9 protein-coding genes and 4 pseudogenes are annotated in these 11,755 nt (G+C 67.3%); 9 read left to right on the top strand and 4 right to left on the bottom strand.

Annotated features, from left to right (window positions below; all coding sequences use genetic code 11):
* Nucleotides 1–522: 522 nt before the first annotated feature.
* A complete protein-coding gene (locus ACZ68L_RS33770; RefSeq protein ID WP_469584805.1) occupies nt 523–1,146 on the bottom strand; it encodes a hypothetical protein in 624 nt (207 codons plus the stop codon).
* A gap of 468 nt (nt 1,147–1,614) precedes the next feature.
* Between ACZ68L_RS33770 and ACZ68L_RS33765 the strand changes: the two are divergent.
* Nucleotides 1,615–1,830 (top strand): annotated as a pseudogene (locus tag ACZ68L_RS33765) (SAM-dependent methyltransferase); the annotation flags it as partial.
* A 36-nt stretch (nt 1,831–1,866) separates the two neighbouring features.
* Here the strand turns inward: ACZ68L_RS33765 and ACZ68L_RS33760 are convergent.
* Both ACZ68L_RS33760 and ACZ68L_RS33755 read right to left on the bottom strand, forming a co-directional pair.
* A complete protein-coding gene (locus ACZ68L_RS33760) occupies nt 1,867–3,351 on the bottom strand; it encodes a DEAD/DEAH box helicase (protein ID WP_469584802.1) in 1,485 nt (494 codons plus the stop codon).
* Between the two features lie 165 nt (nt 3,352–3,516).
* Entirely contained in the window at nt 3,517–3,720 is a 204-nt protein-coding gene (locus tag ACZ68L_RS33755) for a cold-shock protein (RefSeq protein WP_361458513.1), read from the bottom strand.
* A 530-nt stretch (nt 3,721–4,250) separates the two neighbouring features.
* Between ACZ68L_RS33755 and ACZ68L_RS33750 the strand changes: the two are divergent.
* The 3 genes and pseudogenes from ACZ68L_RS33750 to ACZ68L_RS33740 all read left to right on the top strand — a co-directional run.
* Nucleotides 4,251–4,340: pseudogene (locus tag ACZ68L_RS33750) on the top strand (aldo/keto reductase); the annotation flags it as partial.
* A gap of 208 nt (nt 4,341–4,548) precedes the next feature.
* Nucleotides 4,549–4,738 (top strand): annotated as a pseudogene (locus tag ACZ68L_RS33745) (aldo/keto reductase); the annotation flags it as partial.
* 98 nt (nt 4,739–4,836) lie between these two features.
* Nucleotides 4,837–5,631, top strand: coding sequence for an SDR family NAD(P)-dependent oxidoreductase (locus ACZ68L_RS33740; RefSeq protein ID WP_469584798.1), 795 nt, complete (start codon nt 4,837–4,839; stop codon nt 5,629–5,631).
* A gap of 55 nt (nt 5,632–5,686) precedes the next feature.
* Here the strand turns inward: ACZ68L_RS33740 and ACZ68L_RS33735 are convergent, their stop codons facing one another.
* Nucleotides 5,687–7,399: an FAD-dependent oxidoreductase gene (locus tag ACZ68L_RS33735; RefSeq protein ID WP_469584796.1), complete on the bottom strand. Its 1,713-nt coding sequence runs from the start codon at nt 7,397–7,399 to the stop codon at nt 5,687–5,689.
* Between the two features lie 709 nt (nt 7,400–8,108).
* On the opposite strand from ACZ68L_RS33735, the gene ACZ68L_RS33730 reads away from it, so the two are divergent.
* The 5 genes and pseudogenes from ACZ68L_RS33730 to ACZ68L_RS33710 all read left to right on the top strand — a co-directional run.
* The gene (locus ACZ68L_RS33730) at nt 8,109–8,249 is read left to right on the top strand and encodes a hypothetical protein (RefSeq protein ID WP_469584793.1); all 141 of its coding nucleotides are present in this window, start codon (nt 8,109–8,111) and stop codon (nt 8,247–8,249) included.
* 83 nt (nt 8,250–8,332) lie between these two features.
* Nucleotides 8,333–9,520 (top strand): cupin domain-containing protein, encoded by a 1,188-nt coding sequence (locus tag ACZ68L_RS33725; RefSeq protein WP_469584791.1) that lies wholly within the window; start codon nt 8,333–8,335, stop codon nt 9,518–9,520.
* Between the two features lie 135 nt (nt 9,521–9,655).
* Complete coding sequence (locus ACZ68L_RS33720) at nt 9,656–10,729, top strand: hypothetical protein (protein ID WP_469584789.1); 1,074 nt, start codon at nt 9,656–9,658, stop codon at nt 10,727–10,729.
* 95 nt (nt 10,730–10,824) lie between these two features.
* On the top strand, nt 10,825–11,025 hold the full coding sequence (locus ACZ68L_RS33715; RefSeq protein WP_469584787.1) for a hypothetical protein: 201 nt from the start codon (nt 10,825–10,827) through the stop codon (nt 11,023–11,025).
* 409 nt (nt 11,026–11,434) lie between these two features.
* A pseudogene (locus tag ACZ68L_RS33710) lies at nt 11,435–11,578 on the top strand (AraC family transcriptional regulator); the annotation flags it as partial.
* Nucleotides 11,579–11,755 lie beyond the last annotated feature (177 nt).

The raw sequence follows: 11,755 nt of genomic DNA, 5'->3' as shown, positions 1-11,755 counted from the left end.
CAGACCGCATGGATCAACGACCCAGCCAAGCGCAGGGAACCCACACCACAAACCTCATAGCGTCACGACCGTCTCACTGGACTTGAAATCTTCCGTTGCGGTTGGTATTACTGGTGTTTGTATCCACCAACCTTCGTTGAGGCAACCCTAAACGTATCCGGGTCCACGGCTCACCTCCAACTGACGGCGGATCGGTCGGTCGACCCATGAGTCCTCGGCCGGCGCTGGGCTCATGACGAGGGAGACATCGGTGGCGGCCCGGTCGGCAACTGGTGCTGCGCGGCACACTCGATCACCGAGCCTCGTAGGACGCTCGCCCGCGTCGCCTCCGCTCTGTGCGAGTGGCGGGAGTGTCCCGAGGACCTCGCCGAGCGGTTCGACCGCTATCCGCTGGGCGATCTGCCTCCCGAGGACCGCCAGGACACCTGGGAGAGTGCCACCGCGCATCTGGTCACCCACGCTGTGGACCGGACCACCGCCGGCGATGCCTGGTACGAGCACTGCTGGCAAGTGCTGACCTGGTCACAGTCCGGCCCTGTTCCTCCAGCAAGCGGGCGAGCGCGGTCCGGGCGTACTCCTCCCCGTCCTCGTCGAGCGCAGCTCCGCCTCGCGTCCATACCGGGCCAGAAGAGTGGCGAGTTGCTGGGCGTGCCCGGCGAACACCTTGCCGTCGACGCTCACGTATCTCCTGAGCAGTGCTGCCGCCTCCTCGACGCGGCCCTGGCGTTCCAGGAGCGTGGTATGCAGGGGGACGGTGTTCCAGGCGTCCGTCGCCCACGGCTCGAACGGGACCGTCGGACCTACGCCGACGGGTGGGATCAGGGCGGCAATCTCCTCGTCACGGCCCTGGCCCGCGGTGAGTTCCACCAGTACCTCGGCAAGCGAGCCGTCGGCGGTCAGGGGGCCGAGCAGCGCGACGACCGTGTCGATGTGACCCTGCCGAGCCACCAGGCGCGCAAACTCGCGCACGGCCTCCCGGTGACCGGTGTCGGCGTGCGGACGCAACAGTTCGGCGGCTTCGTCGAGCCGCTCCCAGTCGGCGAGCAGCCGACCGACGGTGCGGACAGCCGGCCACCATCCGGTGGAGGCGAACGGTTCCAGGAGCGCCAACGCCTCGACCTGCCCGCCGGATCCACCGTCGGCCACGGCGGCTTCGGAGAGTTGGTGGGCGCAGAACCAGTCACCGCGAGTTGCGGCGTCGCGAACTATGCCGTCAAAGCCATGCTCGTGGAGAGCCGCAGCAACGGCGGGTGGTATCCAGCCGTCGTAGGTGCGGTGGCGGTGGTCCAGGTCGACTGCGTCCGTGATCGCGAACTCTAGTGGCCGGGAAACTACCCAGAGTGCCGCCCCATGAGCTCCCGTTTCGCGACGACTTCGACGTCCCGGTCGCCGATGAGCGTTTCCACCACGTCGGGCGGCAGCCCCCGACAGGTCGCAAGCTTCACCCGGCGCTCCACATCCCCATCCGCGGCGAACAGCCGTGCCCACGCCCACGGTCCCGCCCCTGTGCCGAGAAGAGCCGGCGCGGCATCCGGGAGCGCGGCGGGATCGACCTGGGCCGAGATCGACCGGTCCTCGCGCGCAAACAGGACGGCCGTCTCGGGATACGACGCCGAACAGGTTCTCGTCTCACACCGCCTCACCCGTGACGGCGGCGACAGCCGCTACCGCCGCGGCAGTTCCCGGCACCAGTACGCGTGGCCGGCGGAGCTCGACCTGATGGCACGGATCGCGGGGCTCGAACTGGAACGGCGCGTCGCGGAACGGGACGGGGCGCCGTTCACCCAGGACTCCGCGAAGCACATCTCCGAGTGGCGCAAGCCGGCTTGAGTCACGCACACAGCCTACGAGGGCACCGTTGCCGAGCTATGCGCCACGACGGACCCGGGCAGCCTTGCGGGCCTCGGCAATCTGGCGGGCCTCGGCAGACCGGCGAGACTCGCCACCGCCGCCGGCCCGCCCCGGGCGGGCGCCCAGACCGCGGAAGGGGGCGCCGCCGCGCTTCGTGCGCTCCGCGACCGGCCCGCTGCCACCGACGGGGACACCGGAGGGAGCCTGGGCGCCAGTGATGCGGCTCAGCTCGGCCTCGCCGGAGCGGACCTGCGTGATCCGCGGCCTGATGCCCGCGTCGGACATGAGACGGGCCATGTCCCGGCGCTGGCCGGGGAGGACCAGCGTGACGACACTGCCGGACGCGCCGGCGCGGGCTGTACGGCCGCCGCGGTGCAGGTAGTCCTTGTGGTCGCCGGGCGGGTCGACGTTGACGACGAGATCGAGGTCGTCAATGTGGATGCCCCGAGCCGCGACGTTGGTGGCCACAAGCGCCGTGACGTCGCCGGTCTTGAACTGTGCCAGGGTGCGGGTGCGCTGGGGCTGCGACTTGCCGCCGTGCAGCGCCGCGGCCTTCACGCCGCTGCTCAACAGGTGCTTGGTGAACTGGTCGACAGCATGCTTGGTGTCCAGGAACATGATCACGCGCCCGTCGCGGGCAGCGATCTCGGTGGCGGTGGCGTACTTGTCGGCGCCGTGCACCTGCAGCACGTGATGCTCCATCGTGGTGACCGCACCCGCCGACGGGTCGACCGAATGGACCACCGGGTCATGGAGGTAACGACGGACAAGAAGGTCGATGTTGCGGTCCAGCGTGGCCGAGAACAGCATGCGTTGGCCGCCTGGACGTACCTGGTCCAGCAATTCGGTGACCTGCGGCATGAAGCCCATGTCCGCCATCTGGTCGGCCTCGTCCAGGACGGTGATGTTCACCCGGTCCAGGCGGCAGCCCTTGCGCTCGATGAGATCCGCGAGGCGGCCAGGAGTCGCAACGACCACCTCGGCCCCGGCACGCAGTGCGCCGGCCTGCCTGCCGATCGACATGCCGCCGACCACAGTGGCCAGCCGCAGCTTCAGCAACCGGGCGTACGGGGCGAGCGCATCGGTGACCTGCTGGGCCAGCTCGCGCGTGGGGACGAGGATCAGGGCCAGTGGCTTCCGCGACTCGGCACACTGCCCGGCCGTGCGCACGAGGAGCGCCAGACCGAAGGCGAGCGTCTTGCCCGATCCGGTGCGTCCGCGGCCCAGGACGTCACGCCCTGCGAGGGAGTTCGGCAACGTGGCGGCCTGGATCGGGAACGGCTCGTTCAGGCCGAGGCTGGTGAGCATCTTCAGCAACTCGACTGGCATGTCCAGTTCGCCGAAGGTCGCCGCCGCGGGGAGGGCCGGGGTGACGGTGACCGGCAGCGCGAACTCCCCCTGTGGCGCGAAGGAGCGGCGCCCGGTATCGCCTGGACCGGCGCCAGGGCGCCTCTGGTCCTGTGGGCGGAAACGGTCGTTCGTGCGAGCTGAACGGCTCACGGAGAACCTTCCTCGACAGGGCGCGCATCGAGGAATTCCCGACAGGATGAGCCGGATGAATTGCAAGAACGAGCCGGATGTGAGACTAAAAGAATTCCACCGGGATGCAGAAAGTCGGGGCCCCGATGTATGGTTGGGGCCCCAACCATCTCATACGCTTCGACGTCAGGCGGGAGTGATGTTCTCCGCCTGCGGACCCTTCTGACCCTGCACGACGTCGAAATTCACCTTCTGGCCTTCCTGAAGCTCACGGAAGCCCTGCGTGGCGATGTTTGAGTAGTGGGCGAAGACATCCGGGCCGCCGCCGTCCTGCTCTATGAAGCCGAAGCCCTTTTCCGAGTTGAACCACTTGACGGTGCCAGTAGCCATGTCACATCTCCTTGGGGGCAGTGCCCGCGGGCCCACGCCGTGCGAACCCCTGCGTTGCCACAATGAACCCCGTCCGGATAAGCACCGGAGATACGAAAATGCCCGACGACATATAGCCGTCAAGGCATTTGAAGTTTCGGGAACCACAACTGCAACTACAAACAAGTCTAGCACGCCAGAGACATCCGAACTACTTTCACCCGTAACGTAAAGCTTCAGCCTCTCGGCAGCACCGGATCAATATGCCATCCGACGACAAATCGAATACATACGGAAGGTGAATTTTCGGATTACTCAAGCTGCGACCAACGAGAGCTCATCCTCTCCAGTGACGAGCCCGACCGTCACGACCCTTTCTTTGCCCGAAGAAAGTCAACCGTACCTCTCGACTCGGATTATCTCGATTTATTTCCGCAAAGAACAGGCCCGGAATAAATCGGTGTCGAGCTGCTCGCGTCCCTCCCGCCACCGGGCCTCCCCCTCATCGCGCAGTTCGACGTCGCTCAGTCGAACTGCCGGGCCGGCTTGTCCAGCACGGTATCGCCACCGAGGCATGGAGTCCCCTGGCCCAGGGCGCGGTCCTCGGGGACGAGGCGAGCGTGGGAATCGCCGAGGCGTATGGCGTAACGGCCTCGCCCACGATTGTCAGTGGGAGAAGGAGCGGTGTCCGGGGCCTTCGAATCCAAGGCGGAGGAGGGAGTCGGATGGGGCCTCCCCTGCTCGAACGCAGCCGAGAGCTTGGGGAAGGAGCGTCGGCGACTGACGACAACGCCGGAGGCGGAGGTCCCGGACACCGCGACGCCGCTGACAATCGCGGGCGAGGTCGTAACCCCGGCGCAGGTCGTGTTGCGCCGGCACCTGCGGAGCAGCAACATCGTGATCCCAAATCCGTCGCCCCGACCGCATCCGGCAGAACCTCGACGTCTTCGGCTTCGAGCTCACCGACCCCCACATGGCCGCCCTCGCGGGCCTCGACCGGGGCCTGCGCACCGGCCCGGACCCCGACACCCTCAACTGACCTTGACCGTCCGCGGAGCGCCCGTCCACCGCGGACGGACGCTCCGGGGCACCGACGTCGCCGCAGCAGCTCCACAGCCTCGACGAGGGGAACGCATCGTGCAGATCGATCTCTCCGGCCGGACCGCTCTGGTCACCGGCTCCACCCAGGGCATCGGCAAGGCCATCGCCACCGGCCTCGCCCGCGCGGGCGCCCGCGCCGTCGTCAACGGCCGTGGCGAGGAGCGCGTCGCGGACGCCGTCCGCACCGTGCGCGCCGAATCCGGCAGCGACGACGTCACCGGCGCCGTGGGCGACCTGGCGACGGAGCAGGGCACCGCCGCCGTCCTGGAGACCGTGCCGACGGTCGACATCCTCGTCAACAACCTCGGCATCTTCGGCTCCACGCCTCCGCTGGAGATCGACGACGCCGAGTGGCGCCGCTACTTCGAAGTCAACGTCCTCTCCGCCGTCCGACTCATCCGCGCCTACCTGCCCGGCATGAAGGAACAGGGCTGGGGGCGCGTCCTCAACCTCGCCAGCGACTCGGCCGTGGCCATCCCCGCCGAAATGATCCACTACGGCATGACGAAGACCTCGCTGCTCGCCGTCAGCCGCGGGTTCGCCAAGGACGCCGCGGGCACCGGCGTCACCGTCAACTCCGTCATCGCCGGACCGACCCACACCGGTGGCGTCGAAGCATTCGTCCGCGAGCTCGTCGGCGACGAGCTGCCCTGGGACGCGGCACAGCACGAGTTCATGGTCAAGTACCGCCCCCAGTCCCTGCTGCAGCGCCTCATCGAGCCCGAGGAGATCGCCAACCTGGTCGTCTACCTCGCCTCACCCTTCGCCTCCGCCACCACCGGCGGCGCCGTGCGCGTCGACGGCGGCTACGTCGACTCCATCCTGCCCTGAGCCCGCCGCCGACCACGGCGTCCCGCCCCGCCCGGCGCCACCGGCGACCTGATCCTCAGGCGCTGTAGTCGGCGAGGGCGTGGTGGACGGCGGAGACGACGACGGAGCCTTCGCCGACGGCGGAGGCGACGCGTTTGACCGACCCCGCGCGGACGTCGCCGACTGCGAAGACGCCGGGCAGACTGGTCTCCAGTCCGGCCGGCTGAGCATCGTCGGCATACATCCGGCGGTCGGTGACGTCAGTGCCGACGCGCACGAAACCCCTGTGGTCGGTCTCCACGCACCCGCGCAGCCACTCAGTATTGGGGATGGCGCCGAGCATCAGGAAGACGTTGGCGATCGTGCGGGTCTCCATGGCACCGGTTTGGTTGTCGGCCCATCGCACCCGGCTGAGGTGCTCGTCGCCGTCGAGGCCGGTGAGCTCGGTGTGCGGGTGCACAAGGATGCGGTCGGAGGCTTCGATGCGGTCCTCCAGGTAGCGGGACATGCTCTCGGACAGGCCCGGGCCGCGAATGAGCATGTGGACCTGCCGAGCGTGCCGGGAGAGGAAGACTGCGGCCTGACCTGCGGAGTTGGCTCCGCCGACGACCACGACGTCCTCGCCTTCGCACAGGCCGGCCTCCATGAGGGTGGCGGCGTAGTGGATGCCGTTGCCCTCGAACCGTGCCCGGCCGGGCAGGTCCAGTCGGCGGTAGCGCGCGCCGGTGGCCACGACGACCGTCCGGGCCCGCAAGCGGTCGCCGTCCTCCAGCGTGATCGTGTAGGGCCGCTGACTGCAGTCCAGACCCGCCACGAGGCGTGGCAGAACGATGCGGGCGCCGAACTTCTGAGCCTGGACCTGGGCGCGACCGGCCAGTGCCTGGCCGGTCACCCCGATGGGAAACCCCAGATAGTTTTCGATCATGGACGAGGTGCCGGCCTGGCCACCCGGTGCCTCAGCTTCCAGTACCACGGTGCGCAGCCCTTCGGAGGCTGCGTAGACGGCGGCGGCCAGTCCGGCCGGACCGGCGCCGACCACGGCCAGGTCGAACACCGAGGCCGGGTCCAGTTCCTCGGCCAGGCCCAGGTGGTGTGCCAGTTCCCGGTTGGTGGGGTTCTCCAGGAACCGGTCGGGCCGGTAGACCACCACCGGCCAGGTCCGGCGGCCACCCAGTCCGTAGCGGCTGAGCAGCTCGCGAGCGCTTGGGCCTGCGGCAGGGTCGATGGCGGTGACGGGGTAGCCGTTGCGCTCGAGGAACCGAAGCACCCGCAGGGTGTCGGCGGTGGTGGGCGGGCCGGCGACCAGCACGGTGGCCTGACCGTGTTGGATCAGGCCCAGGCGGCGCAGGATGAGGGCGCGCATCACGGTCTCGGAGATGTCTGGTGCCGCCGCCAGGAGCCGGCGGAACTCCGGCCGGTGCAGGCGTACCACTTGTCCGTCCTCTCCCATCCGGCCGTTGAGCAGGGTCTTCCGGTCGTTGAACAGGTCCAGCTCGCCGGTGAACTGCTGGGGGCCGTGCACCGTGATGACCTGGCATGTGCCGTCCGGGGCTTCGTGGTAGACCTCGATGCTGCCCTCCAGAACGACGAAGAAGTCCGCGCTCCGGTCTCCGCGCCGGAACAGTACGGTTCCGGCGCGGAGCTCCTCGACCTGCCCGAAGCAGCGGGCGCGGGCCCCCTGCTCGTCGGTGAGCCGGGGGAAGGTCTGAGCCATCCGCCGATAGGGATCGGTCGTGTCCGTGTCCGCGCCGGACTCGATCGGAATCCGCATGCCGCTGCTCGTACTCATCAGCCCCACCACTGCTCCTGTGGAACCGGCCGGTGTCTCCCCGCCGGCGCCCGGCCGACTGCGTTGCCGGGACCTCTCCAGTGTCGCCCGGCGCCCCGCGAAGCGCTCGGACAGCCGCTGCCCGCTCGGCCTGCGGCGGCCACCGGTCACGCGGAAGGGCGGTCATGTGCGGTGCGGGTTGAAAGGAGCGACGATGGATGTGCCGCCCGGCGGAGGAGACGCGCCATGTCCGAGGACCGCGGCATTCCCGGCATCGACCCGTGCTGCAACCGCATCGGAGGGTTGTGGCCTCGGCGTTGGCAGTGGGAGCGGCGGGCGGGGGCCTGACCGCGTCCGTGGAAGTGTGACCAGATCGCCCGCCGCGGCGCCCCGCACGGCTCCGGCCCGGGCAAGACCCGCTGGGTCGTCGAGCACACCTTGACCTGGCCTCTCGGTTCAAGCGTCTACGCATCCGCTACGAGATACGCACCGATCTCCACCAGGAACTCCTCGAACTCACCTGCGCCATTATCTGCTTGAGGCAGATACGCACCGCCTCCTGAAACGATCAGCGGCCCGCCCCTCACAGTGCACAGTCGCCAACGTTGGGCAAGTGCTCCGGAAACTATGGCTCAATACATCGCTCAATGATCTTTCACACGTTTACCCGCAGTTATGGACAGCAAGTAGTAGGAATGAAAGGGCAAGTTCCCCAGCCGAGGAGTCATCGATGGCCAAGGTTGTCGCAGCACCCAAGAGCGAGTCTCGCTCGGCCCGCCGGCCGAAGAGTATCGGATTCTCCGTAGAGACGGTGAAGACGGCCCAGGTCAAGAGCGTGCCGAACCTCGAAGTCGACCAGAAGGACGTGTAAGGGCAGGGGGCAAGTCGCTGTCCTGAGCCGCCCGGTGGCTCCTGGAGCCACCGGGCACTCCCCTTGAATCTGTGAGGAATAGCGTGTTCGATCTCGAATCCCTGCTTGACCCGATACCCCTCGATCAATTCCTTCGCGAGAACTGGACAACCCGGGGCGTCGTCTTACGCGGGCAGGACCGGGACCGTTTCCGTCCGCTCTTCTCATGGGATCAGCTCAACCACCTTCTCAATTTCCATCGCCTCCGGTTCGGCGAAGAAATCCGTCTGGCGGCAATAGGCAGAAAGATCTACGACAAGCCCGAGACGCCCGAGGAGTGGATCAAGCACTGCCAGGACGGCTACACCCTCATCATCAACCAGTTGCAGGCGCGGCTGCCCGCAATCGCCGAACTGGCAACGGGGATCGAGCGTGCGACCGGCCACCGGAGCCAGGTAAACATGTACTGCTCCTGGCCTGAGCAGCAGGGGTTCGACCAACACCACGACGACCATGAGGTCTTCATCCTGCAGATCGAGGGGACGAAGCGCTGGGTCGTCTCCGAGGAGACGTACAAATACCCGCTCGACAAATACAACAACGTCTCCGCCGACACAGGCGAACCCAAGGGGCCCCCGTACATCGAGACCGAACTCCATCCGGGGGACGTGCTCTACATTCCACGGGGCCACTGGCACTACGCGGTGGCCGGTGACGAACCCTCATTGCACCTGACGCTGGGAGTGACGTGCCGCACCGGCGTCTACTGGCTGAAGTGGCTTGCGGACGAGCTGATGGACGAGGAGGAGTGGCGCCGCAATCTCCCGCCCGTCATCGGAGGCGATACGACCCAGCTCGCCGACCACGTCCGCCAACTGATGGGCAGGCTCGCCGCGTGGGCCGACGACGAGCAGTTGGTGAAGGCGTACCTCGCCCATCATCTGACAACCCAGGACAGCCGTCACCGGGAGGTCAGCCTCCCGAGCCAGTCCGGGTTCCATCCCCTCTCGACGAACGGCGACACACGTCTACGGCAAGCACAATTCAACCCCGTCAAGGTTGATTACGATGCAGAGGCCGAACAGCACCGTATCCAGTTCGGCGCGAGGAAGATCACGCTCGACGGCGCTCCCGCAGAACTCATCGACAATCTTTTCCGCCGCACGTCGTTCACCCTGGCGGAAGCCGGCAGTTGGGCCCCCGAATTCGACCTGGCCGAAGACATCGCCCCACTGCTACGGCTGCTGGTCGAGGAAGGCATCCTTCTGGAGGAGAATCTTCCGCTGGCGTGAGCACCGCCAGGAATCCTGGCCCGGCCTGCGGCATGACAGGCAGGCTGTCCCTGCTCCCCGGGCCTGTACCACGGGGTCAGTTCCTCTCGAAGGCCCTGACCCCGCAGGGCGATCACCGTTGACGGAGACAACCAGATGAAGACCGGTCTGATCGAGCTCAGCGCACACAGCGAGGTCCTCGACAGTCTCATACGGCAAGCCATCGATGTCGGGGCGAGCCCGACCGTCTACACCAATTCGTTCTGTGCCGAATCCTCGGAGGCCGCCGAATCCCCGGATGTCGAGTGGAAGGTGTGTCCCCCGGGTCTGCCGTATGCGGAATTCCTGGAGAAGTGCACGTCCTCGATCGCCTCGCAGGACCACCTGTTCATCATCACCCCGGTCGATTCCCTGGGCGGCCTGCTCTCCGACGCGAGCGCGAGGACACCCGACTGGCACTGCCTGGTGCACAACCTCAACACGTTCACCTCGTCAGACGACAACCGGCCGAGCGCTGCCATCGCGAAGCTCGTTCTCGACGGCGCGGCAGGTGTCCTTCTCCCGGATCTCCGGCTCAGGAAGACCGGCGACCCTCTGCGGAGCCGCGCCATCAACATCGCCTACCCGCAGCATCCGCCCACGGAGTTCGTGAGGGACGAGGTGCGGTGCTGTATCCCCGGGAGAATGTATTCCGGCAGGGACCACGCCGAGGTTCTGTCCGCACTGGAAATCGCCGCGCCACGGCTGACGAGGCGACTGCGAGTCGAGTTTCTGGGAGAGCACTCCACTGAGAACACCAAGGCTGCCGTGGAAGCCGCGAGGAAGGCGGTCGCTCCCTCGGTCGAACTGCGAGATCACCCGGGTTACGTCCCTCAGGAGGAGTTCGACCGGACCCTGGCAGGGGCTGACTTCCTCATTCTTCCGGTCTCCGAGCACCTCACGCGTAACGGCATCGTCGAGACGCGCGGCCAGACCTGTGTCACGGGCAACATCAACGACATGGTCCGGTTCGGCCTTCCCTCGCTCCTGCCCGCCTTCTATCCGCTGAGTGGTCATACCGAAGGGATGACGGCACGGTACGGCGGCATTCCGTCCCTGGCGGACCTGATCGTCACCTGGGTGAACACCGGCGAGTTCAACCGCAGGAAGCGGGCGGCGGTACCGGGACTGGAGGCCTACCGGGCCGAGTGCCTGTCGGCCATGCGCGAGCAACTGGGTCGCCGCTACTGACCTGGAACCTGTCCCGGAAAAGCAGGCATCCGAACCCGATTCCAAGGAAAGCGACGCGTGCCATCAGGAGAGCAACGGCGCCCCCAGAGGCGCATATGACGACCGATGTATTTCGTGGCCCGGTACGTTTCCTGACGATCGCAAGTTTCGTCACCACCGTCGGCAGCGGGCTCTATCTTGCCGGAAGCATGCTGTTCTTCACCCGCGTCGTCGGGCTGAGTGTGTCGGGCGTGAGCACCGGCCTTGCCATCGCGACGGTCGCTGCTCGTCGGCGTGCTCCTGCTGTCACCGGGTGAACTCGGCCTGGCCTCAGGAGCGTTCGAAATCAGTTTCGTGCTGGCCCCGGAACACGCCCAAGGGCATTACCAGGGAGCCTTCAACCTGGCTGATGGCTTGGTACGTACAGCGTCACCGGTCGCGCTCACCGCTCTCTGGCTCCAATGGGGCAAGCCCGGCTGGGTGGTACTGGGCGTCGTCCTCGCGCTCTGCAGCCTGGCGACCCGGCCGCTCACCCGGTGGGCACTGCGCACCCGAACGCTTCCGGCGCCAAAAACACCTCTCCCTGTCGACTGAGGCCTCCACCTTTGGGACATATCGAACCTCCGCGAACCTGAGACATCGGCGGCATCAGGAGCGGAGTGCTCCTCGGCCCGGGACTTCGTCGGCCGCCACCGTCGAAAGACGCGCGACCGAAGCAGTCGGAGCAGCGACGCCTTCGCCCTGGCGGAGTCCGGAGTCCTCGACGGGCGCCGGGCCTCCGCGCACGGGCAGTGCGCGGATTCCGTCCGGGCCCGCTTCCCTTTCGTCCGCCTCGAATCAGACGTGCAGTTCGTGGACCGCGATGACATCAGCGCCGAGTCGAGGCCGGGATGGAGTCGATGCTCGGTATCCCTTTCCTGGCGTCCGAGTACCCGACCGGCCCTTGGCACCGGGGGCCGATCGACACACTCGGGCTCGACGCCCACCGCAGCAGCCATCCGGCCCTCGCAGCACTCACCAGCCCGACGGCGCCGACCCGGACTGTGA

Source organism: Streptomyces sp. NPDC104309 (assembly GCF_055584025.1).
Note: the sequence above shows the minus strand (reverse complement) of the source record. Positions and strands in the feature narration are given on the sequence as shown.